The organism is Pseudomonas luteola NBRC 103146 (assembly GCF_002091675.1).
GTDB classification, from domain to species: Bacteria; Pseudomonadota; Gammaproteobacteria; order Pseudomonadales; family Pseudomonadaceae; genus Chryseomonas; species Chryseomonas luteola.
The window spans coordinates 1-24851 of sequence record NZ_BDAE01000006.1 but is presented as its reverse complement, the minus strand read 5'-3'; the positions used below and the strand labels follow the sequence as shown (position 1 = coordinate 24851).

27 protein-coding genes are annotated in these 24851 nt (G+C 53.0%); 20 read left to right on the top strand and 7 right to left on the bottom strand.

The window, feature by feature from the left end; translation table 11 throughout:
• The first annotated feature begins 94 nt into the window (after window positions 1-94).
• The 5 genes from tsaB (at window position 95) to PLU01S_RS09210 (ending at window position 3738) form a co-directional block, all read left to right on the top strand.
• Window positions 95-772 (top strand): tRNA (adenosine(37)-N6)-threonylcarbamoyltransferase complex dimerization subunit type 1 TsaB, encoded by a 678-nt coding sequence (gene tsaB, locus PLU01S_RS09230; protein WP_074827590.1) that lies wholly within the window; start codon window positions 95-97, stop codon window positions 770-772.
• 160 nt (window positions 773-932) lie between these two features.
• On the top strand, window positions 933-1289 hold the full coding sequence (locus PLU01S_RS09225) for a hypothetical protein (protein ID WP_074827589.1): 357 nt from the start codon (window positions 933-935) through the stop codon (window positions 1287-1289).
• 6 nt (window positions 1290-1295) lie between these two features.
• A complete protein-coding gene (locus PLU01S_RS09220; RefSeq protein ID WP_074827587.1) occupies window positions 1296-2153 on the top strand; it encodes a DUF72 domain-containing protein in 858 nt (285 codons plus the stop codon).
• A gap of 46 nt (window positions 2154-2199) precedes the next feature.
• Entirely contained in the window at window positions 2200-2892 is a 693-nt protein-coding gene (locus tag PLU01S_RS09215; RefSeq protein ID WP_074827585.1) for an extensin-like domain-containing protein, read from the top strand.
• 60 nt (window positions 2893-2952) lie between these two features.
• Complete coding sequence (locus PLU01S_RS09210) at window positions 2953-3738, top strand: class I SAM-dependent methyltransferase (protein WP_074827584.1); 786 nt, start codon at window positions 2953-2955, stop codon at window positions 3736-3738.
• Between the two features lie 3 nt (window positions 3739-3741).
• Here the strand turns inward: PLU01S_RS09210 and PLU01S_RS09205 are convergent, their stop codons facing one another.
• The 4 genes from PLU01S_RS09205 to PLU01S_RS09190 all read right to left on the bottom strand — a co-directional run bounded on the left by PLU01S_RS09205 (window position 3742) and on the right by PLU01S_RS09190 (window position 7820).
• On the bottom strand, window positions 3742-4746 hold the full coding sequence (locus PLU01S_RS09205; protein WP_074827583.1) for an AbrB family transcriptional regulator: 1005 nt from the start codon (window positions 4744-4746) through the stop codon (window positions 3742-3744).
• A gap of 67 nt (window positions 4747-4813) precedes the next feature.
• Complete coding sequence (locus tag PLU01S_RS09200; RefSeq protein ID WP_010797624.1) at window positions 4814-6331, bottom strand: tripartite tricarboxylate transporter permease; 1518 nt, start codon at window positions 6329-6331, stop codon at window positions 4814-4816.
• A gap of 1 nt (window position 6332) precedes the next feature.
• Window positions 6333-6791, bottom strand: a complete 459-nt coding sequence (locus PLU01S_RS09195) for a tripartite tricarboxylate transporter TctB family protein (protein WP_074827582.1) — start codon at window positions 6789-6791, stop codon at window positions 6333-6335.
• 45 nt (window positions 6792-6836) lie between these two features.
• The gene (locus PLU01S_RS09190) at window positions 6837-7820 is read right to left on the bottom strand and encodes a Bug family tripartite tricarboxylate transporter substrate binding protein (RefSeq protein WP_173869112.1); all 984 of its coding nucleotides are present in this window, start codon (window positions 7818-7820) and stop codon (window positions 6837-6839) included.
• 348 nt (window positions 7821-8168) lie between these two features.
• On the opposite strand from PLU01S_RS09190, the gene PLU01S_RS09185 reads away from it, so the two are divergent.
• The gene (locus PLU01S_RS09185; RefSeq protein WP_010797627.1) at window positions 8169-8840 is read left to right on the top strand and encodes a response regulator; all 672 of its coding nucleotides are present in this window, start codon (window positions 8169-8171) and stop codon (window positions 8838-8840) included.
• A 58-nt stretch (window positions 8841-8898) separates the two neighbouring features.
• Entirely contained in the window at window positions 8899-10311 is a 1413-nt protein-coding gene (locus PLU01S_RS09180; RefSeq protein WP_074827813.1) for a sensor histidine kinase, read from the top strand.
• On the opposite strand, the gene PLU01S_RS09175 is transcribed toward PLU01S_RS09180, so the two are convergent.
• Complete coding sequence (locus PLU01S_RS09175) at window positions 10305-11141, bottom strand: HDOD domain-containing protein (RefSeq protein ID WP_010797629.1); 837 nt, start codon at window positions 11139-11141, stop codon at window positions 10305-10307. The two genes, PLU01S_RS09180 and PLU01S_RS09175, sit on opposite strands and share 7 nt — an antisense overlap.
• A 33-nt stretch (window positions 11142-11174) precedes the next feature.
• A complete protein-coding gene (gene ygfZ, locus PLU01S_RS09170; protein WP_074827581.1) occupies window positions 11175-12113 on the bottom strand; it encodes a CAF17-like 4Fe-4S cluster assembly/insertion protein YgfZ in 939 nt (312 codons plus the stop codon).
• 147 nt (window positions 12114-12260) lie between these two features.
• Here ygfZ and PLU01S_RS09165 point away from each other — a divergent pair, with 147 nt between their 5' ends.
• Together PLU01S_RS09165 and PLU01S_RS26130 are read left to right on the top strand one after the other, a co-directional pair.
• Window positions 12261-12515 (top strand): FAD assembly factor SdhE, encoded by a 255-nt coding sequence (locus tag PLU01S_RS09165; protein ID WP_010797631.1) that lies wholly within the window; start codon window positions 12261-12263, stop codon window positions 12513-12515.
• Complete coding sequence (locus PLU01S_RS26130) at window positions 12499-12951, top strand: protein YgfX (RefSeq protein WP_073450332.1); 453 nt, start codon at window positions 12499-12501, stop codon at window positions 12949-12951. The genes PLU01S_RS09165 and PLU01S_RS26130 overlap by 17 nt, the downstream gene beginning before the upstream one ends.
• Here PLU01S_RS26130 and nadB read toward each other — a convergent pair.
• Complete coding sequence (gene nadB / locus PLU01S_RS09155; protein WP_074827578.1) at window positions 12914-14530, bottom strand: L-aspartate oxidase; 1617 nt, start codon at window positions 14528-14530, stop codon at window positions 12914-12916. The genes PLU01S_RS26130 and nadB overlap by 38 nt on opposite strands.
• A gap of 335 nt (window positions 14531-14865) precedes the next feature.
• On the opposite strand from nadB, the gene rpoE reads away from it, so the two are divergent.
• From rpoE to pdxJ, 11 genes are all read left to right on the top strand, one after another.
• Window positions 14866-15447 carry an RNA polymerase sigma factor RpoE/AlgU gene (gene rpoE / locus PLU01S_RS09150; RefSeq protein WP_010797633.1) on the top strand — a complete coding sequence of 194 codons (582 nt, stop codon included), beginning with the start codon at window positions 14866-14868 and terminating at the stop codon, window positions 15445-15447.
• A gap of 31 nt (window positions 15448-15478) precedes the next feature.
• A complete protein-coding gene (locus PLU01S_RS09145; protein ID WP_074827575.1) occupies window positions 15479-16081 on the top strand; it encodes a sigma-E factor negative regulatory protein in 603 nt (200 codons plus the stop codon).
• An 18-nt stretch (window positions 16082-16099) separates the two neighbouring features.
• Window positions 16100-17032 carry a MucB/RseB C-terminal domain-containing protein gene (locus PLU01S_RS09140; RefSeq protein ID WP_074827573.1) on the top strand — a complete coding sequence of 311 codons (933 nt, stop codon included), beginning with the start codon at window positions 16100-16102 and terminating at the stop codon, window positions 17030-17032.
• A 208-nt stretch (window positions 17033-17240) separates the two neighbouring features.
• Window positions 17241-18656: a DegQ family serine endoprotease gene (locus tag PLU01S_RS09135; RefSeq protein WP_019366536.1), complete on the top strand. Its 1416-nt coding sequence runs from the start codon at window positions 17241-17243 to the stop codon at window positions 18654-18656.
• A 140-nt stretch (window positions 18657-18796) separates the two neighbouring features.
• Window positions 18797-20596, top strand: a complete 1800-nt coding sequence (lepA, locus tag PLU01S_RS09130; RefSeq protein ID WP_010797637.1) for a translation elongation factor 4 — start codon at window positions 18797-18799, stop codon at window positions 20594-20596.
• 4 nt (window positions 20597-20600) lie between these two features.
• Window positions 20601-21455, top strand: coding sequence for a signal peptidase I (gene lepB / locus PLU01S_RS09125; RefSeq protein ID WP_074827571.1), 855 nt, complete (start codon window positions 20601-20603; stop codon window positions 21453-21455).
• 14 nt (window positions 21456-21469) lie between these two features.
• Window positions 21470-21847: a DUF4845 domain-containing protein gene (locus PLU01S_RS09120; protein ID WP_074827569.1), complete on the top strand. Its 378-nt coding sequence runs from the start codon at window positions 21470-21472 to the stop codon at window positions 21845-21847.
• A complete protein-coding gene (gene rnc, locus PLU01S_RS09115) occupies window positions 21844-22533 on the top strand; it encodes a ribonuclease III (protein WP_010797640.1) in 690 nt (229 codons plus the stop codon). The genes PLU01S_RS09120 and rnc overlap by 4 nt, the downstream gene beginning before the upstream one ends.
• Entirely contained in the window at window positions 22526-23425 is a 900-nt protein-coding gene (gene era / locus PLU01S_RS09110; RefSeq protein ID WP_037030114.1) for a GTPase Era, read from the top strand. The genes rnc and era overlap by 8 nt, the downstream gene beginning before the upstream one ends.
• Window positions 23425-24099 carry a DNA repair protein RecO gene (gene recO, locus PLU01S_RS09105; protein ID WP_010797642.1) on the top strand — a complete coding sequence of 225 codons (675 nt, stop codon included), beginning with the start codon at window positions 23425-23427 and terminating at the stop codon, window positions 24097-24099. The genes era and recO overlap by 1 nt, the downstream gene beginning before the upstream one ends.
• A 12-nt stretch (window positions 24100-24111) precedes the next feature.
• Window positions 24112-24851: pyridoxine 5'-phosphate synthase (pdxJ, locus tag PLU01S_RS09100; protein WP_139803980.1), on the top strand; the 740-nt coding region annotated here is incomplete at its 3' end.

Genomic DNA, 24851 nt, shown 5'->3' with positions numbered 1-24851 from the left:
CATTAGAGATTCGATCAACGGCCATCTTCGGATGGCCGTTGTCGTTTCTGGAACTTATACTGGCAGACTTTGCTGTTTTGTCTGGATACCACCGATGCCTACGCTGTTGGCCATTGATACTGCTACCGAAGCTTGTTCTGTTGCGCTCCTCCATGAAGGAAGCGTCATGTGCCGCTATGAAGTGATTCCCCGTATGCATGCACAGAAAGTGCTGCCCATGGTTCAAGAACTCATGGCTGAATCAGAACTTGCGCTAACGGCCATAGACGCCATCGCATTCGGTCGCGGTCCTGGCGCATTTACCGGCGTGCGTATTGCGATTGGTGTTGTTCAAGGCCTGGCTTTCGGTCTGGACCGGCCAGTGCTGCCGGTGTCCAATCTGGCTGCACTGGCGCAGCGGGCTTATCGTGAGCGAGGCGTTAATCAGGTAGCCGCCGCTATCGATGCACGTATGGATGAGGTCTACTGGGGTTGTTATCGCTTGGAGCAAGAGGTGATGCAACTGGTTGGAGTTGAAGCGGTGCTTCCTCCCGAGCAGGCGCAGCTTCCAGCAGGCAGTGCAGGAGAATGGTTTGGGGCCGGTACAGGATGGGGGTATGTTGGCCGCATAGCCGCTTCTGTTGCCGAAACGGATGGTAATCTTCTGCCCCATGCCAAGGATATCCTGACCCTGGCGACGTATGCATGGAGTCAGGGAGGCGCCGTATCAGCAGAAGAAGCGCAACCTGTCTATTTGCGTGATCAAGTTGCCACGCCTAAGCAGCCACGCTGATCCGGCCTCGACAGCAACAGGCGACAGGCGGTAAAACCCTGTGTGTATTACTGAGGTCAACAGATGAACTGCTGATTTCATCGACCGTATGGTATTTGAGATAGTTTGCTAAGCGCAGGCGATCTCATACATTGGCGATACTGGCAAAAGGGCATTAATCATGCGTATCGATAGCTACACTTCCTCTTACTCATTAGATCGTCCTGGTCGTAATCGGGCGGACAGCTCGTATCATGAGATACAGAATGAGGAAGAAGTCCGTCGTGAGCAGCCCGCTACGGGTAGTGTTTCCTCGCAGGGGCTGGGTACTGCGCTACTGATTCGTAGAGTCGAGTCAACCCAACCAGATGATGAAGTGACCAGTGATGCTCAGCTGCTGACAGCGCGGGAATATGTTCTCTATGAACAGCCGATCAGCGCCCGTAGCGCACGGGCCATTGCCAGTTACGACAGCATTGCCATGTTGCCACGAAATACTGGGGCCGCTCAGGTAGTAGGCCTGGACTTTTATGTCTGAAGCTTGATGCTGCCTTATTACATTGGTTGCCCATCATGGAGTGATCCTCACTGGCGAGGTTCACTCTATCCAGCATCTACACGATCCTCGGAATTTCTTCCGCGCTATGCTCAGGTGTTTAACGCGGTAGAGGGAAACACCACGTTCTATGCCGAGCCCTCTGTCGAGACGGTATCGAGATGGGCTGAGTTGATGCCGGATCACTTTCGCTTCTGCGCCAAGTTTCCTCGCGAGATCAGCCATGACGGTGATCTAAGAGCCTGCTTATCCCATGCGCATTCCTTCATGCAGTTGCTGGTCCCGTTAGGGAGGCGTGTCAGCCCATACTGGCTTCAGTTTTCTTCAAGCTTTGGTCCGAATCGACTGGCCGAGCTGGCTGATTTTCTGGATGCACTGCCTTCCTCAGGGCGAATAGCAGTAGAGGTGCGACATGACGATTTTTTCAGCAAGGGTATGGCTGAGCGTGAGCTCAACAATTTGCTGATGGCCAGAAATGTCGAGCGTATCGGACTGGATTCCCGTGCCTTGTTCAGTAGCGAACCGGTCTCCGATGTCATTCGTGACGCGCAAGCCAAAAAGCCTCGCGTGCCTGTCCGTGTTCCTGCTTTTACCCAATCACCACAGATCCGCTTCATTGGTCGGTTGGAACTTGAGGCTAATGATATCTATCTAGAACCTTGGGTGAATAAATTTGCAGAGTGGATCAAGGAAGGGCGTACCCCTTACATATTTCTGCATACACCTGACAACCGTCATGCTCCTGAACTTGCCATGCGTTTTCATGCGCAACTGCAGGAGCGCTTGCCGGAACTACCGCCATTGCCAGTCATGGCTGAGCCTGTCGAGCAGCTAGGCTTGCTGTAAGCCAGATCATATACGCCAGTCATGACCGCTCACCGTCAGGACAGGTATGCGTTACGTCTTTGTTCTAATGTGCTTGATCATTCTAGTGGCCGGGATCGGTCTGGCCTATGACTGGATCCGTGTTCCGCCTCAATGGAATCCATTTAAGCCGCTTGATGTGCGACAGCCACCCAATTTTCTGACCCGATACAAGCTGATGAGGCTGCAACACGATCCTGAGCTATGCGCACAGGCGTTGCAGACGTCACCGCTGCGCTACGCCCAGATGCCTGCTAATGCCGGGACCAAGCAGTGCCCGCTGGAGAATGTCGTTAGGGTGCAACGCTCCAATGTAGCCTTCAGCGGCAGTTTCCTTGCGACATGTCCTTTAGCAACAGCCTACGCCTTGTTTGAACTGCACACGTTACAACCAGCAGCAGAGGCCGTTTTCGGGCAGCGTGTCGTCAGTGTCGAGCATTTTGGAAGTTTCGCCTGCCGCAATATCTATCATCGTGCCAATGCCCGTCGTAGTGAGCATGCTACCGCCAATGCGTTGGACTTGGCTGGCTTTCGCCTGGAGAACGGACAGCGCATTACCGTAGCGCGTGATTGGAAAGGGGACGATAGCAAGGCACGGTTCTTACATTTGCTTCGAGAAGGAGCCTGTAGATCCTTTAACACGACGCTGTCTCCAAATTACAACGCGGCGCACCATGACCACTTTCATCTCGACATGGGGAGCTTCCATGTGTGCCGTTAAGCGTGCCTATCCGGCAGCGCTCTGGCAAAATGCGGGCTTTGTTTCTTGATTGACCTTGTCATGATTACTGATCCAAGTGCTGTCGCCGTTTCCATCCAACCGCTTGATGCCGCATGGCAGGGACAGGCAGATGCCTTGGGCCTGCAGCTAGGCCTGCCTGTCACTCAAGCGCCTGAGACGGATTTTGTGCTTCAGTTGGGGGAGTCGGGTCTTCAACTGATTCAGCGTGGCCCAGATGCGCCAGGACCGGTGCGGGTTGATCTTTTGGAAGGTGCAGCAGCGCATCGGCGACGGTTTGGAGGCGGCAGTGGGCAGATGATTGCCAAGGCTGCCGGTGTTGGCACAGGCATACGTCCGAGTGTACTCGACGCCACGGCCGGCCTTGGCCGTGATGCCTTCGTTCTGGCGACGCTGGGCTGCGCGGTCACATTAATCGAGCGCCAGCCCTTGATTGCTGCTCTGCTTGAGGACGGTCTAAGGCGTGCAACAAGCGATGAGGAAGTCGGTGCTATCGTGGCGCGCATGACCCTTCTCAAGGGAAATGCCATTGAGCTGATGCGGAAGATGCATGAGGCACCTCAAGTGATCTACCTCGATCCCATGTTTCCCCATCGTGATAAATCGGCGTTGGTAAAAAAGGAAATGCGCATTTTTCGTCCCTTGGTAGGTGATGATCCTGACGCACCAGCCTTGCTTGAGGCTGCCCTCGGGTTGGCCAGTCATCGCGTGGTGGTGAAGCGTCCACGCAAGGCGCCTCCTATCGAGGGGGCGAAGCCCAGTTATAGTCTGGATGGCAAATCCAGTCGCTACGATATTTATCCCAAAAAGGCGTTGGGCAAGGGCTAGTCGCTAGTCAGTCGCTCGGCGCATCCAGAGCCGGTAGACCGGTTGTGCCAGGAAAAGAACCAGCAGCAGCCGAAGCACCTGCATGGCGGTGACCAGCGGTACCAGCAAATGCAATGCTTCGGCTGTCAGGCTCATCTCGGCAATACCTCCAGGTACCATCCCCAGCAAAAGCGAGCGGGCATCGAGTCCGGTCAACCAGCCCAGTCCCATTGCAATAGGGGTGGCAATGAGGATGGCCAAGCAGGTAGCCAACACCGTGCGTGCCATGAAGGCGGGCGCCTGGCGAAAGAAGGGGCGATCGAAATAGCATCCTAGTGAGCTGCCAATGAGCCACTGGCCGATGTCCCCCGCTCCTGCAGGTAAGCCGATATTCAAATTGAATGTCACGCTGGCTGTAATGCTGGTCAGGAGAGCGCCCAATTGCCAGGCGTTTGGCAGTCGCAGCTTTTGAAAGATGAATGCCAGACCGGCACCGGCCACCATGATGGGCAATAACCAATAAAAACTGACTTCAATAGTGTGCGAAACAAGAGCATGCTCGCCAGCAAATAAATACTTGTAAGCTGCCGGAACGCTTAACAGCACAAACACCATTCTCAGGCTCTGAGCAGCGGCCACTCGAGCCAGTATGGCGTCGTTGCGTTTGGCCAGATTGACCATTTCATTGGCGCCCCCAGGCATGCTGGCAAAAAAAGCAGTTGCACGGTCCTCGCCGCTGCGTCGTAATAAGACGATGCCTATCACACTGGCGGTGACGGTCAGCACCGTGCCAAGCACAATGATCAGCGCGTGCGCTGCAATCTGCTCAACAATGGTTTGGTTGAAATGCAGGCCAATGCCTGTGGCGATCACCCATTGGCCTCCTTTGCGCGCGTGAGGCATTTCCTGAGTTAGCCAGCCACAGCAGCGGATAGCGATAACTCCAAGCAGTGAGCCGATCATCCAGGGAAGGGGCCAGTTCGCGAGACTGGCCAAGTATCCTCCGGCTGCTCCGGCCAGGGGAGTCATCCACCAGGGCCGGAGCGAGACGATCAACGTGTGACAGAAACGCTTCACTGTTTGGTTTTTGCCTTTATCACGCGTTGGCCAAGTTGGCTTTACGGCGAAGAGAGCGACGACGCCAGATGCGAACTATCGGCAGGATCAACATGACGATGACCAGCAGCCATACGATTTGGCTGATGCCACTGGACCATAGAATGTCCATGCTGCCATTGGAGATCGAAAGCGCCCGGCGCAGGTTCTGTTCCATGAGGCCGCCCAGAATGAAGCCCAGCAGCAGCGGCGACAGTGGGAAGTCCAGCTTGCGCAGGATGTATCCAATGATTCCGATTATCACCATGAGGATCAGGTCAAACGTTGTCGCGTGCACGGCATAAACGCCAATTGACGTGATGATGGCAATGATGGGGACCAATGCCCAGTTCGGCACGGCCAGGATCTTGGTGAAAACCTTGATCATGGGTACGTTCAGGATGAGCAGCATCACGTTGGCAATGAACAGCGAAGCGATCAGACCCCAGACCAGCGTGGGCTCGTTCTGAAACAGAAGCGGGCCAGGAGTGATGTTGTACAGCGTAAGGGCGCCAATCATGACTGCTGTCGTTCCCGACCCTGGAACACCCAGCGTCAGCATAGGGATCATGGCGCCACAGCAGGACGCACCGATTGCGGTTTCCGGCGCAGCAAGGCCGCGAAGGTCTCCTTTGCCAAACTCACCCTTTTCACCAGCCATGCGCTTTTCAGTCATGTAGGCCAAGGCGCTGGCCAGTGTCGCACCCGCACCGGGCAATACACCCATGACAAAACCGCCAACAGCGCAGCGAAGGTTGGTCAGGAATACCGACTTGGCTTCCTTGAAGTTGAACAGCATGCGACCTGTTGCCTTGACAGCTTCCTGGCCATGGTGGGTTTTCTCAAGCAGCAATAACACCTCGCTTACTGAAAACAAGCCCAGGACCAGCACAACAAACTGGATGCCGTCTGCCAGATGGATGCTGTCAAAGGTGAAGCGATAAACACCACTGTTGGCATCAATGCCGATGGCTGCCAGGAAAAGCCCTAGCAACGAGGCGACCAGCGTTTTGACGGGTTTGTCACCCGCCATGCCTGCCAGACAGACAATGGCAAAGACCATCAGCACGAAGTATTCAGCTGGGCCAAAGGCAATTGCCCATTTAGCCAGCAGCGGGGCAAACAGTACCATGCCGCATGTCGCCACGAAGGCGCCAATGAAGGAGCTCCAGGCCGACAAGGACAGGGCTACGCCGGCCAATCCTTTACGGGCCAGTGGATAGCCGTCCAGGGTGGTCATGAGCGTTGATGCTTCGCCCGGGATGTTCAGTAGAATCGACGAAATACGTCCGCCATATTCACAGCCAAGGTAAACCGCTGCCAAAAGAATCAAAGCGGATTCAGGCGGCAGACCTAGCGCAAACGCTACCGGGATCAACAGGGCCACCCCGTTGATAGGGCCTAAGCCTGGGAGCAGGCCAACCACGGTTCCGATCAGCGTACCGATCAGGGCGATAATAAGGTTGGTAGGCGTTAAGGCAACACCAAAGCCTTGGGCAAGAAAATTCAAGGTTTCCATCTTAGATCTCCAGGCCGTCTAGGATGCCCAAGGGCAGTGGAACGTCCAGAATGCGATCGAACAGGATGTATAGGCAGATGGACATGACAATGCTGGTCACGAGGCTGGGCAACCAGCGCCCGCCATAGAGTCGAGCAAACAGAAAGCCTGCAGCGATGCTGCTGGGAACAAAGCCGAATGGCTCGAACAGCAGGGCGTAAGCCAGTAGCAGCAGAACGCAGCTGACTACCTTGCGCGCAGTCGGTGCATCCATGGGTTGTTCGTCATGGGCGTGATCAATTGGCGTAGGCTTGATCAGAAGGTAAGCCAGCCCTGCTGACATCAGTCCCAGCATCAGCATGGGATAGGCGCGGGGGCCGACCGGCTCGTAAGAGAACGGTGCCTGATAATCCAGGGCAAGGTACATCATGACCAGGCCGGCAATTAGCCAGACGCCCAGAAAGAGACGTTGAAAAAGCATGGCATTTCCCTCGGACGCTCCGCCTGCGCGGAGCGTCAGGTAGCGTTATTGGATCAGGCCAAACTCTTTGGCCATGCCCCGGTACTTGGCAACTTCCTTCTGTACGTAGGCATCCAGCTCACTGCCAGTCATGGCAAATGGGAAAAGCTCACGCTGGTCGCGTAGTTTGGCAAAGTCATCCGAAGCCAGCAGTTTGTCGAAGGAGGCTTTCCACCAGTTGTAGTCTTCATCACTGACTTTCGGGCCGAGGTAATAGCCGCGCACTACAGGCCATACGATGTCGTACCCCTGCTCGCGAGCGGTGGGGATGTTGGCCATGGCAGGCTCATCCAAACGGTTTTCGGAAAAAACCGCCAGGATTCTCATATCACCGCTCTCGATGTGAGGCATGGAGTCGGAAATATCCGTACTGCCCACTTGAATATGCCCACCCAGCAGAGCCGTTGCGATCTCGCCACCGCCTTCCAGTGAGACATAGCGGAGGTCACGCGGATTGATACCCGCGGCCTTGGCAACGAGGGCGGTCTGCATCCAGTCCTGGCTACCGACAGTTCCGCCAGAGCCAATGACCACTTTGCCTGGATCCTTTTTAAGCGCTTCGACCAGATCGCCAAGGGTCTTGTAGGGGGAATCATTCTTTACGGCGATGGCACCGTAACTGGTTCCTACCGCTGCCAGCCATTTGACGGCCTTTTCATCGAAGCGGCCAAACTTGCCCTGCGCCAGGTTGAGCAGGGAGCCGCTTGAAAACGCAACGATTGTTCCACCTTCCTTGGGGCGTTGTGCCACGACAGTATTGTAAGCCACTGCGCCTACACCTCCTGGCATGTAGGTAACCCGCATAGGTTTTTCTAGCAGCTTGGCGTTTACCAGCGCGCTCTGGGCAAGTTTGCAGGTCAGGTCGAAACCACCGCCTGGAGAGGCTGGTGCAATACATTCAGGGCGTTTGGGTTCAGCTTGCAGCTGTGTGGAGAGCATTGCTGCAACAGCAGCGATTGCCAGGGGGCGTAGGGATAGGGCCATGGTTATCTCCTTTTGTTTTTATAGTGCGGAACGGCAACAGAGCAGTGTGATTCCATTGCTGAAGCAATCTTGCGTCAGTTGAAAACTGATACGTAAACAGGTAGCGAGCCTGGCGGCTGGCGAAGTGCGTAAGTAGGGTAGGGCGGAAGAGTTTCCGACGAGGCGAGTACGCGACGAGTCTGCATGATGGGATTCCGTATTGTTGTTTTTGTAGGGCCTTTGGTGCGTATAAGGCTTATTAACCTGATCGTAGTGGCACAAGCTTTCACGAAGCTTTCAATCTGAAAGGATCTAGACCATTTATCAGTCGCTCTGGGTACACTGAGACGATCTAACACGATTTCGGAGAATCGAGTGCGTATCTTGCTCGTCGAAGATCATCTGTCACTGGCTGAAAGTGTGGCGCAGGCGCTGAAGGGAGAAGGTTGGACTGTCGACGTCATCAATGACGGTGTCGCTGCTGACCTGGCACTGGCAAGTGAGGAATACGCATTGGCCATTCTGGATGTTGGGTTGCCGCGAATGGATGGCTTCGAAATCCTGGCCCGTCTTCGTGAGCGGGGTAACCGTTTGCCGGTATTGATGCTGACGGCGCGCGGGGAAGTGAAGGATCGGGTTCAGGGGCTTAACCTAGGGGCTGACGATTACCTAGCTAAACCCTTCGAACTTACCGAGCTCGAAGCTCGAGTCAAGGCGCTGCTTCGACGCAGTGTGTTGGGCGGTGAGCGCCAACAGCGCTGCGGCCCGCTCGTCTATGACCTCAACACCCGACGCTTCACGCTTGATAATGAACCCTTGACCCTGACCTCGCGTGAGCAGGCAGTGCTTGGCATTCTGATTGCCCGCCCCGGTCGGGTGATGAGTAAGGAACAACTGGCTTCCCAGGTCTTTGGTCTAGATGAAGAAGCCAGCCCTGAAGCCATCGAAATCTACATACATCGTTTGCGCAAGAAGCTTGAGGCCAGTGCTGTTCGTATCGTGACCTTTAGAGGGCTGGGCTACTTGCTGGAGTTTTCAGGTGCTTGAGCGCAGGGAAGGCGTGCGGGTAAGCCCGGAAAGTTCTGAAGCCAATAGCAGTGTTGTCATCGAGGGCAGTCTGCGAGGTCGATTGCTTGGCCGTCTGGCTGTTTTGCTGGCCTTGTTATTGATCGTGAGCAGCCTTAGCGCCTATATCAATGGTCGGCAGGTTGCCGACACCGCCTATGACAGGACGCTTTTGGCATCAGCCCGAACCATCGCAGCCGGGCTGTCCGCAGAGGACGGTACCCTGAGGGCCGATGTGCCCTATGTCGCGCTGGATACCTTTGCTTATGACAGTGCCGGCCGAATCTATTATCAGGTGCTCGACATTGAAGGGCATCTGACCTCCGGGTACGAAAATCTTCCGCCACCGCCTCCGGGTACGCCGCTGACTCAGGACTATCCTGCCTTGGCGCGCTTCTATGACGGACAGTACCGGGGGCAAGGTGTACGAGTTGTCAGTTTGATGCAGCCGGTCAGTGAAACCAACATGAACGGCATGGCTGAAATACGGGTAGCGGAGACAGAGCAGGCTCGTGAAAACATGGCGCGTAGCCTGCTGGTTGATACCTTGTTGCGGCTCTGCCTTCTTTCCGTGGGAGCTTTGCTGCTGGTTTGGTGGGTTGTAAGCGTAGCGCTTCAGCCGCTTGAGCGATTAAGGGCTGCGGTTGAGGAGCGTCAGGCGGACGATTTGCGTCCACTGCCTAGGGTGGTGATTCAGCGGGAGCTGTTTCCCTTGGTAAGCGCATTGAACCAGTTTACGGTCAGGCTGAGAGGGCTCTTCGAGCGTCAGGCTCAGTTCATTGCCGACGCCGCCCATGAATTACGTACACCACTGGCCGCGCTAAAGGCTCGTCTTGAGCTGGGTGTTCGTGAGCAGAGCCCGCAGCAATGGCATGCAACCCTGCTTGATGCCCAGCGCAATACAGACCGTTTGGCTCATCTCGCCAATCAGCTCCTGTCCCTGGCAAGGATCGAAAGCGGGGCACAGGCCATTGCCGAAGGTGGAGCAGAGCGCATCGAATTGGGAGCCTTGGCCAGAGATCTTGGTCTTGCGCTTGCGCCGTTGGCCTATAAGCGAGGTGTCTCGCTGGAGCTGGAAGCGGAAGCTGAGGTATGGGTAAAGGGCGAGCCGACCTTACTCAATGAGTTGTTATCCAACCTTATTGATAACGCACTGGCTCACACGCCTGAAAATGGTACGGTCATAATCCGGGTGCTCACACCCTGTATTCTTGAGGTTGAGGATGATGGCCCGGGTATTCCTGCCGATGCGCGAACGCACGTTTTCGAGCGATTCCACCGGCTGGATCCTCAGCGGGGCGGTGCCGGGTTGGGATTGGCTATCGTGGGAGAGATCTGCCGCGCTCATCAGGCTGCTATAACCTTGCATGATGGCGCGGCGGGAGGGCTGCGTGTAAGGGTTGTATTCCCTGACGAGCGCGTGATCCCCAATATCGATTGGACGGCCTATTGAAGGAAGTGCTTGGACTGTTCCAGTGCTTCCCCTAGATCCTCATCGGCCTTGATGTCGGTAGAAGGATCCAGCCCCAGCTTTCTGAAGGAAGCAATAGGCGTCCAGTCCATTTTAGTCAAGGGGTGCTCCGTGCCGCTAAGGCTCTGCAGGTAAGCAACCTGAACAATGTCGGCGTAATCCACCTTGGGCGTATTGCGCTCGAAGTCCAGATAATCCTGAGGCACGTTGACAATGGACTCCTGGAAATCCCAGGCTTTCAGAATCCGCTTTCCTATCTTGGGATGGATTTCCTCGATTACACGATCCAGTGTCAGCGAGTTGGCCAGCAGTGAACTGTGTTCTTCGGCATACGTCAGGATGGGTAGCACACCGATCTGATGCACCAGACCCGCCAATGCAGCCTGATCGGGAGAAAGGCGAGTGAAGTGCTTGCACAGAACATAGCTGATGCCCGCGATTTCCGTACTTTTAGCCCATACCTCACGCATCTTATGATCAACCGCGTCGGTAGTAGCTTGGAACATCTGCTCCATTGCAAGTCCGATTGCAAGATTGCAGGTGTAGTTGATACCTAGCCGATTGATAGCGGTGTGAAGATCCGTGATCTCGTTGCTAATTCTGAGCAGCGGACTGTTTACTACCTTAATGATTCGCGCCGTCAATGCCGTATCGTTGCCGATGAGCTTGCCCATGTCAGCGCTTGTGACATCCGGATCCTCGGCGGCCTCGCGAACACGCAGGGCCACTTCAGGTAACGTTGGCAGAACCAGCTGATCGTTTTCAATGGCCTCGTTGAGCTCTTGAGCTACCTGTTCGGCAAGCATGATCATTCTTTATCCCTCGAAAAGCATTCGTCTGATACGTCAGCGTTGAATTTCGCGATCCGTATCGATTACATAAGGCAGATCCAAGAGCTCGCACACGGGGCCCTCGTTAGATGCGAGATGAATGCGGCCATCCTCTTTCGCATCGATTTGTAAAACAGCCAGAAACTCTGTTCTACCGTCATCCCGCGCAGCCAATACCACTTCTCCCACGCTGCTATTATGCACCGGAGAAAACAGCTCGGTGCCAGGCGCTGGTGCATCAGCGTCTACCTTTAGGCGATAGAGTCGGCGCTTCAGTCGCCCAAGGTATTGCATGCGTGCGACGATTTCCTGACCGGTATAGCAGCCTTTTTTGAAGCTGACGCCATCCACGGCCTGCAGGTTGATCATTTGAGGAATGAACAGCTCGCGGGTGGGGCCGAACACCTGTCCGATTCCCTCGCGTATCTGGCCCAGCAGCCAGTGCTCTAGGGCGACCTCAGGCGCTATGCTGCTTAATTGCTGATGGAAGGACTCAGCAAGCGCGCTAGGAGTCCAGATTTCGATACGCTGTCCACTCAAACGTATCGCCAACATGCCGTCAAAATGAGCAACACCATTAACCTGTTCGGGAAGAGTCAATGACGGCAGTGCTTTCTGCGCTGTCTCAACACTGGCGCCGAATCGCACCCATTCAGCACTTTCGTCTGCCAGCGTCGACTTGGAAAACACTGCGTATTTCTTTAGGTCCGTCAACTGCGGCTCTACTAATTCCTTCGCCATCGCCAGCAGGTATCCTTCCTGGATTTGCACGATGCGAAAGCTCGAAACCATTCTTCCCTTAGGCGTACAGCGAGCACCCAGGCTGGATGTTTCTGCATTGAGATAATTGATGTTGCAAGTCACTTGGCCTTGCAGGAATTTTCCCGCGTCCGCTCCGCGAATCGCCAGGATGCCTTCATGAGACAGTGCGCAAAAATATAAGGAGTCAGCCATAGAGCATCAACGGCAAGAGAATGAACGCTCATCATAGAACGCAGGCGTGTTCTTGTCAGTTGCGATAACAACAAGATGCCTTCCTGCAGGTAGAGCTGAGCAATCTGATGAACTCGCCTATAATGCGCCCAACTTTGAGGAGCCACCATGACAGACGAAACCGAACTCAAGCGACTTTTCTGGCACAGCCGTCGCGGCATGCTTGAACTGGACGTGTTGCTGGTACCTTTCGTTCAGGAAGTTTACCCTTCACTGAGCCAGCAGGATCAAGACCGCTACAAAAAACTCCTCGACTGTGAAGATCAGGACATGTTCGTCTGGTTTATGCAGCGGGGCGAGCCTGAAGATCCAGACCTAAAGTATATCGTTCGGATGATTCTGGATCGTGTCCAACCGGATTGAGCCGTTTGAATGCCACTGGCAGCACTCTCGACAATTATTTTGTGTCTATTGTGCGACCTTGCTGTTGGCCTTCGTCTCGTTATTTATGGCCAACATTCCGACATGGGCGGCCATCATGGGCGCTCTCATGTGTGTCGCCCATGCTGCCTGGGTAATTCCGGGCGCCATATTGTTGCATCGGCCAAATGAGCCGCGCCGCCTGAAACATGATGAGAGCGGATGGCAACTCTGGTCTCCAGGGCAGGGGTGGCACCCTGTTCAGCTATGCCGGGATAGCATGGCGCTGCCGCTTATTATCGTGTTGCGATATCGGCGTGTAGATGAAAAGTGGACCCGGGCAGTTTGTATCCCGTCCGATGCTATGACGCCGGATGCTCACCGGCGTCTGCGGGTCAGGCTCAGGTTTGCGCAGCGACGTTGGGCGGCACCAGAATAGTATCCTGTACCTGATTGCACGGCCTGGGATAATCCAGTGTGTAGTGCAGGCCACGGCTTTCCTTGCGCGCCATGGCGGAGCGGACAATCAACTCTGCTACTTGGGCAAGATTTCTAAGCTCAATCAGATCACGGCTTACTTTGTAATTGCTGTAGAAGTCATCTATTTCTTTCATTAAAAGCTGTATGCGGTTGTAGGCGCGTTGCAATCGCTTGTCGGTTCGGACGATACCTACATAGTTCCACATGAAGCGGCGCAGCTCCTCCCAGTTGTGCGTAATAATGACATCCTCATCCGAGTCGGTTACCTGGCTGGCATCCCAGTTGGGAAGGTGGGGAGGGTGCTCTGTCTTGTCGAGCTGACTCTCGATATGCCTGGCCGCCGATCGCGCATAAACGAAGCATTCGAGTAGTGAGTTGCTGGCCATTCGATTAGCACCATGCAATCCCGTAAAACTGGTTTCTCCGACGGCATAGAGCCCCGGCAGGTCAGTACTTCCGTTTTCATCTACGCATACCCCGCCGCAGGTATAGTGAGCAGCCGGTACGACAGGGATTGGCTCGTGGCGAATGTCGAAGCCCAGGCTCAGGCATCGCTCATAGACCGTAGGAAAGTGTGCAGTAATGAAGTCGGCCGGCTTATGGCTAATATCGAGATGGACATAAGGAATGCCAAGTCGCTTCATCTCATGGTCGATCGCCCGGGCTACGATATCGCGTGGCGCCAGTTCGGCTCTCTCGTCAAAGCGCGGCATGAACCGCTCACCGTTTGGCAGCTTCAGAAGAGCCCCTTCGCCTCGCAGTGCTTCCGTAATCAAAAAGTTGCGGGCCTGCGGATGATAAAGGCAGGTAGGGTGGAATTGATTGAATTCCATATTGCTTATACGGCAGCCGGCTCGCCATGCCATGGCAATGCCGTCACCGCAGGCGCTTTCTTGGTTGCTGCTGTAGAGGTACACCTTGCTTGCTCCACCGGTCGCTAAGACTGTGAAGCGTGCACCGTATGTATCAACTTCACCGGTGTTTCGGTCAAGTACGTATGCACCTAGGCAGCGGTTGTTTTTTAGTCCGATCTTGATGCCTGTAATCAGATCGACCGCAACCTGTTGTGAAAGCAGATGAATATTAGGCCGTTCCTTAGCGGCAGCCAGTAGAGTATCGAATATTGCAGCGCCAGTTGCGTCGGCAGCGTGGATGATCCGCCTATGGCTGTGGCCACCTTCACGGGTCAGATGAAGAGGAAACCTTTTCTGTGCGTCTCCTTCGCTTCGAGTAAAAGGAACGCCTAAGTCGATTAGCCATTCCATGGCCTCACGGCTTCTTTCCACCGTGAAACGAACAGCCTGTTCGTTGCATAATCCAGCACCCGCTATCAATGTATCCTTGACGTGGGAGTCTATGGTGTCGTCCTCATCCAGCACAGCGGCTACACCACCCTGTGCCCAGTAGGTTGAGCCATTAGAAAGGTTGCCTTTGCTGAGAACTGCGATCCGAAGGTGCGAGGGTAAGGTTAGTGCCAGGGTGAGGCCAGCAGCGCCGCTGCCGATGATCAGAACATCATGATCGATGTGTTGGCCCATATATCGTCTCTTTTTGTTGGTTTAGCTATACGATTAACTAGCGTAATGGCGATGTCATTCTATGGAGGAAGGAACTTTATAGGGCCCGGAGCCGTCCATGTGAGGATAATTTTCCACACGGACAGTAAAAAGTGGCCGAGAGAATGAATAGTGGAATGACTGCTAATAGCTATCAGCGGATGTCGGCGGAAGACCGGCTTACCGATCAGCGAATCGAAGACAAGGTTCGCCCGATATCTGCCGTGGGGAGAACTTTTACGCAGCACCCTGGTCTATCCAAACAACAGGATGAGAAGGGTGAAGCGGGTCTCCTTCGGAATCAACAAGGAGCTCCCATGCAAACCCAGGAACAGGATCAGCAGCTTGTCGAGCGCGTGCAGCGAGGCGATAAGCGTGCATTTGATCTCCTGGTGCTGAAATACCAGCACAAGATTTTAGGGTTGATTGTGCGCTTCGTGCACGACACCCAGGAAGCGCAAGACGTAGCGCAAGAAGCTTTCATCAAAGCCTATCGCGCGCTAGGGAATTTTCGTGGTGATAGTGCGTTCTATACCTGGCTATATCGCATTGCGATAAACACAGCAAAAAATCATCTGGTTGCTCGTGGTCGTCGTCCACCGGACAGTGACGTAAGCGCAGAAGATGCTGAGTTCTATGAAGGTGATCATGCCTTAAAGGATATTGAGTCGCCTGAGCGTTCGTTGTTGCGGGACGAAATTGAAAGTACCGTTCATCGCACCATTCAGCAATTGCCAGAAGATTTAAGAACCGCGCTAACTTTGCGTGAATTTGAAGGTCTTAGTTACGAGGACATTGCAAATGTGATGCAGTGTCCAGTAGGTACAGTACGCTCGCGCATATTTCGTGCGCGGGAAGCCATCGATAAAGCCCTGCAACCTTTGTTGCGGGAAGCATGAGACAGCGGCGACAGCTATGAGAGAGGTTGATATGAATCGTGAAGCTCTGCTGGAATCACTGTCCGCTGTTATGGATAACGAAGCGGACGAACTGGAAGTCAGACGTGTACTCGCGGCGACAAGCGAGGACGCTGAACTCCGTGCTACTTGGTCCCGTTATGCAATGGCTCGTGCAGTCATTCGCAACGAACCCATCATGCCAAAGCTTGATATCGCATCTGCAGTATCGGCTGCGCTGGCTAACGAAGAAGCGCCTGTGGTGACTACACCTGCTGCAGTGGCTAAGCCCAAGGTAAGCCGGTGGAGTGCGATCAGTCGAGTGGCAGTCGCGGCTTCTGTAACAGTGGCTGTGTTGGCAGGTGTGCGGCTGTATAATCAGGAAGGCGTCTCTGAACAGATGGCCCAACAGGCTCCAGCACCTATCAGCGTACCGCAGGTACAGAGTCCTGCTGTATTGGCTAATTACAGCGAAGAAAGTGCTCAGAGCGCTGAGTCCAAGGCGGCTAATCCGTCTGCAGTGGCCAACCCACAGCTGCCTGGCTACATTCGTCAGCATGCACAGCAGGCTACTTTCAACAGTGTTGAAGGTTCCGCGCTTCCTTATGCACGTGGTGCTAACGCAGAAACTCGTTAATCCCTGATAAGGAAGAGTATGCGGTTTGCTCCAGTTATATATGGAATAGGCGGTTTGTTACTGATAACTCAATCAGTACAAGCCGCCGAGTCAACGGATTGGTTGAACAAGCTATCAACCAGTGACAAGGTTAATTCCCAAGGTTCTTTTATCTACGAGAGCAATGGGAATCTAACTTCACATCATATCGCCAGAAAAGTCGATTCCAATGGGGATGTTAAAGAGCGTCTCTACCGGCTTGATGGCACTCCTTATGAAGTAGTGCGTGATAATAATCGCATTGTCTGCAGTACTTCAGCAGATGATCAGGTTGATGTGGCAAAAAGCCTTGCTCCCAAATTGAGGCCTGATCAAATCGATAAAGGCTATACCCTCAAGCATCTCGGAGAGTCGCGCGTTGCAGACAATCCCACGGATGTCATAGCGTTTATTCCCAAAGATTCCTATCGATACGCTTATGAAATGCAACTAAGCAAGTCGACTGGACAGGTCCTCAAATCCACCACATTCGATCAAAAGGGTAATGCGCTGGAAAGACTTCAGTTCATTACTTACTCGTCGCTTGCGCCAAGTACAGCTGAGCTTGATCCTAAAGGTGACTGTGCTCCTAGCGCAGAAGCGGAAGAGGCGAGCCATGCAGACCAAGCTACATGGGCGGCTTCCTGGCTTCCCTCCGGCTTCGAGCAGGTACGATCATTGAAGAGCTGGCAGGCAGGTGGGGACGGACGACCTGTACAGTACCTTCTATACAGCGATGGTCTGAGTAATTTTTCTGTATTTGTTGACTCTGATAGTCATACAGCGATGACCGATAGTCGAAACCAGTTTGGTCCTACCAGTGTCGTATCCAAGCGCATCAATCCATCTGACAAGGATGTGTTGATTACTGTTGTAGGCGAAGTTCCTGCCGGTACGGCCGAGCGCATAGCGTTGTCCGTACGGCCCGACTAAGTCTGTGCCGCTAATAAGTACATGTTTCCTGATACTCATAGGGAGTATCAGGAAACATTCAGCTTTTCTATGGTATTTCGTCAGGTGACTCTTTTTAAGGCGGTTCGTCTGCTGCCTGAAGTAGTGATGCGGTGGGTACTGCACCATCGCTTGGTAAAAGCTAACTGTTAGCACTGTCTGTCCCCTGCAAGAACGGGAGCTGTATTTCATGCGAATGTTTAAACATTACCTGGCAGCCTTGATGGCAACATGGGCGCTAGGCGTATCGCTATTGGCCCATGCGGATCTTCCAGACTTTACTCCGCTGGTAGAGTCGGCAAGCCCTGCCGTTGTTAATATCAGTACTCGCCAAAACCTGCCGGCTAGCCGTGGCGGTGCCATGTCCATGCCTGATCTCGAAGGGCTGCCGCCAGGTATTCGTGAATTCTTCGAGCGAAGCATTCCTCAAATGCCGCAAGGGCCGGACAGTCGTCGGCGAGAAGCCCAGTCGTTGGGGTCCGGTTTTATTATCTCGGCTGATGGTTATGTTCTGACCAACAACCATGTGGTAGCCGATGCGGACGAAATCATCGTGCGCCTTTCTGACCGAAGCGATCATACTGCCAAATTAATTGGTGCTGATCCGCGTACAGATGTGGCGCTCCTCAAGATTGACGCCAAGAATCTTCCGACCGTTAAGTTAGGTAATTCTGACAAGCTCAAGGTCGGTGAGTGGGTGCTGGCTATTGGTTCGCCCTTCGGGTTCGACCACTCCGTGACAGCCGGTATCGTAAGCGCCAAGGGGCGTAGCTTGCCAAACGAGAACTATGTTCCATTCATCCAGACGGATGTTGCGATCAATCCTGGCAATTCTGGTGGCCCGCTGTTCAATCTGAGCGGGGAGGTGGTAGGTATCAACTCTCAGATATTTACGCGTTCGGGCGGCTTTATGGGGCTTTCCTTTGCTATCCCGATCGATGTGGCTATGAACGTGGCCAATCAGTTGCGTACCGAGGGTAAGGTGACACGCGGTTGGTTGGGAGTTGTCATTCAAGAAGTAGACAAAGACCTGGCAGAGTCCTTTGGCTTGGAGAAGCCAGCCGGCGCTTTGATCGCTCAGGTTTTGGAAAACGGACCTGCAGCCAAGAGTGGCTTGAAAGTGGGAGATGTCATCCTGTCGGTTAACGGGCAACAGATTGTTGAGTCAGCAGATCTGCCTCATCTGATCGGTAACCTGAAGCCTGATGCCACCGCGGAAATGAATATTGTGCGTGAAGGCGCACGCAAGACCGTATCCGTTAAGGTCGGTGATATGCCCGATGATGATTCTATTGCTGCCTCAGGTCAGCCCGGCGCTGAGCGTAGCAGTAATCGAATGGGGATTGCTGTTGCGGATCTGACTGATGAGCAGAAGAAAAGCCTTCAGTTGCAAAGTGGCGTGGTAATCAAGCAGGTAACGGACGGGCCGGCTGCCATGATTGGCTTGCGTCCGGGCGATGTGATTACTCATTTGAATAATCAGCCGGTTTCCTCGGCGCGCCAATTCCAGGACACAATGAAGAAGCTTCCTGCCGACAAGTCCATTTCCATGCGCGTCATGCGTGATGGACGAGCCAGCTTTATTACCTTTAGGCTGCCCAAGTAAGGCCTATGAGGCGAGGTGGAAACACCTCGCCTTTTTACCTTATGTAAGTCCGTGCGTGACGGGTTTCCATAGTATCGGGTAAACTCCCAGGCTATTTTTTCCAGCGGGCATTCCGCTGCTGGCCTTTCGAGTGTTGATCCGTGAGTGACCTAAGTCATATCCGTAACTTTTCCATCATTGCCCACATTGACCATGGCAAGTCGACGCTAGCCGACCGCTTTATTCAAATGTGTGGCGGCCTGTCCGACCGCGAAATGGAAGCCCAGGTGCTGGACTCCATGGACCTCGAGCGCGAGCGCGGAATTACCATTAAAGCCCACAGCGTGACGCTGCACTACAAGGCGCAGGATGGTAAAACATACCAGCTCAACTTTATCGATACCCCTGGGCATGTCGACTTCACCTATGAAGTAAGCCGCTCTCTGGCTGCCTGTGAGGGCGCTTTGCTTGTTGTTGATGCTGCTCAGGGCGTTGAGGCTCAGTCCGTAGCCAACTGCTATACAGCGATTGAGCAAGGTCTTGAAGTCATGCCTGTGCTCAACAAGATGGACCTACCCCAGTCCGAGCCAGAACGCGTTAAGGCAGAGATCGAGCACATCATTGGTATCGATGCCACTGACGCGGTTCCCTGCTCAGCCAAGAGTGGCATGGGTGTTGTCGATGTCCTGGAGCGACTGGTCAAGGTAATCCCTGCTCCTGAAGGCAATATCGAGGCGCCTCTACAAGCATTGATCATTGATTCCTGGTTCGACAATTATCTAGGTGTTGTGTCCTTGGTACGCGTCAAGCATGGACGTGTAAAAAAAGGCGACAAGATTCTGGTGAAGTCCACCGGCAAAGTACATCAGGTGGACAGCGTTGGCGTCTTTACGCCTAAGCATACCGAAATGCAGGATCTTAAGGCCGGTGAGGTAGGCTTCATTATCGCTGGTATCAAGGAGATCCTGGGGGCGCCAGTAGGTGATACGCTGACGCTTTCCAGCACGCCAGACGTAGCTATGCTGCCGGGCTTCCAAAAGGTCAAACCTCAGGTCTATGCAGGCCTCTTTCCGGTCAGCTCGGATGATTTTGAAGACTTCCGCGAAGCGCTGCAGAAGCTGACCTTGAACGATGCGTCTTTGCAGTACGAGCCTGAAAGCTCAGAGGCACTGGGCTTTGGCTTTCGCTGCGGTTTCCTCGGTATGCTCCATATGGAGATTATCCAGGAGCGTTTAGAGCGTGAATACGATCTAGATCTGATCACGACTGCACCGACTGTAGTGTTTGAGGTCGTGCATAAGAATGGCGAAATCGTATACGTAGACAACCCCTCAAAGCTGCCTGATCTTGCGTCGATTGCAGAAATGCGCGAACCGATCGTGCGGGCCAATATTCTTGTGCCTCAAGAGCACTTGGGCAACGTCATAACCCTGTGTATTGAGAAGCGTGGTGTGCAGCGGGACATGCAGTTCCTCAGCAGCCAGGTTCAGGTTAGTTATGATCTGCCTATGAATGAAGTTGTTCTGGACTTTTTCGATCGACTCAAGTCCGTTAGTCGTGGGTATGCTTCGCTGGATTACAGTTTTGATCGCTTCGAGGCTTCTAATCTGGTCAAGCTTGATGTCCTTATTAATGGTGAGAAAGTCGATGCGCTGGCATTGATCGTTCACCGAGACAAGGCTCACCACAAAGGTCGAGCTCTGACAGAGAAAATGAAGGAGCTGATTCCACGTCAGATGTTTGATGTGGCGATCCAGGCAGCTATTGGTGGACAGATCGTAGCGCGGACAACCGTAAAGGCATTACGTAAGAACGTATTGGCCAAGTGTTACGGTGGAGACGTATCCCGTAAGCGTAAGCTGCTGGAGAAGCAGAAAGCGGGTAAGAAGCGGATGAAGCAGGTTGGTAGTGTGGAAATTCCACAAGAAGCCTTCCTGGCTGTACTCAAAGTGGATAGCTGAGAATATGTCATTCAATTTTCCTTTGCTTTTGGTTATCGCTGTCGCAGTGTGTGGCGGTTTGGCACTGTTTGATTTGGTCTTTCTGGCGCCACGCCGGCGTACAAGAATTGCGACATACGAAGGGCAGGTTACCGAGCCCGATCCAGTTGCTTTGGATAATTTGAGGAAGGAGCCACTCTTGGTCGAGTATGGGAAGTCATTCTTTCCTGTGCTCGCCATCGTTTTGGTTCTGCGGTCGTTTCTGGTGGAGCCTTTCCAGATTCCTTCGGGCTCAATGAAGCCCACATTGGAAGTGGGCGATTTCATTTTGGTAAACAAGTTCGCCTATGGAATCCGTTTGCCGGTTATCGATACTAAGATCATCCCGGTTGGAGACCCGCAGCGTGGTGATGTCATGGTATTTCGCTATCCCAGCGACCCCTCCGTTAATTACATCAAGCGTGTTGTAGGCTTGCCTGGCGACACCATTCGCTATACTCCAGAGAAGCAGCTTTTTGTGAACGGTCAATTGGTCTCAAAGCAACTGATCGGAGAGGAGCCTGGCTCTTTGGGTAGTGCAAAGCTATACAAAGAGAAATTAGGCGAAGTAGAGCATGTCATTCGTGAGGAGATGACTCGTTATAACCTACCGGCGGATAGTCAGTGGGTTATACCGGCTGGTCATTATTTCATGATGGGGGACAACCGGGATAACTCTAATGACAGTCGTTACTGGAACGACCCTGGCATTCCACACGAACTGCTTGGCATGGTTCCCGATAAAAATATTGTTGGCAAAGCCTTCGCTGTCTGGATGAGCTGGCCTGACCCAAAGGTCAAAAATTTACCTAACTTTTCCCGTGTAGGGATCATTCATTAAATAGGAAATGCGTCATGTCTATGTCGCACAGGCAAAAGGGACTTTCCTTCATAGGCTGGCTGCTAATGCTGTGCATTATTGCTTTCTTGGCAAGCACAGCCTTTAAGCTTATTCCTCATTATCTGGATTATCAGGCGATGACCAAAGTCATCACCTCTATAGAAAGTGAGAAAGCGATGAATATTCATAGCGTGCCCGATGTGTATTCGTATGTAAGCAAGGGCATGCAGGTTAATAGCATTAATGATATTGACCTTGATAAAGCCATGCAGGTGAAGACTGAGGACAATAGATTCCTTATCCATCTGGATTATGAAAAGCGTGAACCTCTAATCCGTAATATTGATTTAGTGGTTCATTTTGAACGCGACTTCCATATAAGTATCCCGTGAACCCACCCTTAGATCGTCTCGAGCGCCGGCTCGGTTACACCTTCAAAGACCAGGGCCAAATGGTCCTGGCTCTCACTCATCGCAGTTTTGCCAGTAAGAATAATGAGCGTCTTGAGTTTCTAGGAGACGCTATTCTTAACTTTGTGATTGGCGAAGCGCTCTATCAACATTTCCCTCAAGCCCGTGAAGGCCAGCTTTCTCGCCTGCGCGCAAGATTGGTAAAGGGAGAGACCTTAGCTGTCCTGGCCCGTAGTTTTGAGATTGGAGACTATCTCCGGCTAGGCTCGGGCGAGTTGAAAAGTGGCGGCTTTCGCCGCGAGTCTATTCTGGCAGATGCGATGGAGGCTCTGATTGGCGCTATCTATCTGGATGCTGGGATGGAAGCGGCCAGAGATCGGATCATGGCTTGGCTAGGGCCGCAACTTCGTGAGCTTACGCCAGTCGATACGAACAAGGATCCCAAAACACGCCTTCAGGAGCATCTGCAGGCGCGGGGATGTGAGTTGCCAAAGTATGAAGTGGTCGCGATCGAAGGCGAGCCACATTGTCGCGTCTTTTTCGTCGAGTGCGACATATCGATGCTAAGCGAAAAAACCAGTGGCCAAGGGCCCAGTCGCCGCATCGCAGAACAAATGGCTGCAACAGCCGCGTTGATTGCTTTAGGAGTAGAGAATGGCCATGACTGACCCGGTATCCCGTTGTGGATACGTAGCTATCGTTGGGCGTCCTAACGTGGGCAAATCTACTCTGCTGAATCATATCTTAGGACAGAAGCTTGCTATCACCTCTCGAAAGCCCCAAACGACACGTCATACGTTGTTGGGTATTAAGACAGAAGGGGATGTTCAGGCTGTTTATGTCGATACGCCTGGTATCCACAAAGAGAATCAAAAAGCTCTCAATCGCTATATGAATAAGACCGCATCCGCAGCCCTCAAAGATGTAGATGTAGTTATCTTTGTGGTGGATCGCATGCGCTGGACTGAAGAGGATGCGTTCGTTCTAGAACGAGTCCGCCATGTCAAATGTCCGGTGATTGTGGCGGTTAACAAAACGGACCGCATGGAAGATAAAGCAGAGCTTCTACCTCAGTTGAAGTGGCTATCCGAGCAGTTGCCTGAAGCAGAGGTTATCCCTATCTCTGCGCAAAATGGTGTGAATCTGGATTCCCTCGAGAAGCTTGTAGCGGATCGGCTGCCTGAGGGAGACCACTTCTTTCCTGAGGATCAGCTTACTGATCGTAGTAGTCGTTTTCTGGCTGCAGAGCTCGTACGTGAAAAAATTATGCGTCAGCTGGGTGCTGAACTTCCCTATCAGGTCACGGTTGAAATTGAGGAGTTTAAACAGCAAGGGAATGTGTTGCACATCCATGCGCTGATTCTGGTAGAGCGTGATGGACAGAAAAAGATACTCATCGGAAATGCAGGTGAGCGAATCAAGCGGATTGGTCAGGATGCTCGGAAAGATATGGAGGCCCTCTTCGATTCGAAGGTCATGTTGAACCTTTGGGTGAAGGTAAAAAGCGGCTGGTCAGACGATGAGCGCGCACTCCGCTCTTTGGGATACGCAGATCTTTAATGCAAGAACCTGAGAAAGTCTTCGTTCTTCATGCTCGGCCCTTCAGGGAAAGTAGCACGCTCGTAGACTTTTTTTCATTGCGTGGGAGGTTTCGAGCAGTCTATCGAGGCGCTCGTGGAAAATCTGGCAGTGTTGTTCGGCTGTTTCAGCTATTTGAAGGGCAGTTCCGGGGACGTACTGAATTAAAGACAGTTCACCGTATGGAGCCTTTGGCTCCTCCCTTTCTTCTGAGCGGAGATGCTCTGTTTAGTGGCCTTTATCTCAATGAGCTCATCGTACGTCTTCTTTTGCCAGAAGAGCCGCACCCGGCGATCTTCCATCAATATGCAAATACCTTGCGTGCATTGAGTAATCATGCAGACGTGGAACCTCCGCTAAGGAACTTCGAGTGGACGTTTCTCGATGAGTTGGGTTACGGCTTTTCATTAGAAGTGGATAGTCGCGGCAACGCTATAGATCCCAAAAATATCTATCGTTTTGTTCCAGATGAAGGCCTTGAATGTATACCTGTGTATCAGCCTGGTGCATTCCAAGGTAGTGAGCTGCTGGCCTTGTCTGGCGCTGACTGGAATGATGCAGGTGTCCTTAAATCAGCTAAACGACTCATGCGCCAGGCTTATGCTCCGCTGCTTAGTGGCAAGCCGCTTATTAGCCGTGAATTGTTTCTTAAGTGAGAGTTGAATGCGATGTTTGCTAGCCGACTTTTATTAGGCGTCAACATTGATCATGTGGCAACTTTGCGCCAGGCGCGCGGTACACGTTATCCCGATCCTCTTAAGGCAGCGCTTGATGCAGAGGAGGCTGGTGCAGACGGAATTACACTGCATTTACGTGAAGACCGTAGGCATATTCAGGAGCGAGACGTTCGCCTCTTCAAGGCAGCCCTTCAGACGCGCATGAATCTTGAGATTGCAATAACTTCGGCGATGCTGGATTTGGCCTGCGATGTCAGGCCGGAGCATGTCTGTCTTGTACCTGAAAAAAGGGAAGAATTGACGACAGAGGGTGGCTTGGATGTTCTAGGGCAAGAACATCGGATAAGGGAAGCTATCGCTAGGCTTGCGTCGGCAGGTTGTCAGGTATCACTTTTTATCGATCCCGATCAGCAGCAAATAGAGGCCGCCGCGAGAGCTGGCGCTCCTGCCATTGAACTTCATACAGGAAAGTACGCGGATGCAGCGAGCGAAAAAAGTCAAACCCTCGAACTTGAGCGTATTAAAGACGGTGTTGAGGCAGGTTTGTCTAGCGGGTTAATAGTGAATGCAGGTCATGGCCTTCATTACCATAACGTAGAGCCAATAGCGTCAATCCCAGGTATTAATGAGTTGAATATAGGTCACGCCATTGTGGCCCATGCTGTGTTCGTTGGCTTTAAGCAAGCAGTAGTAGAAATGAAAGCGTTAATGTATTCGGCTTGGCTCAAAAA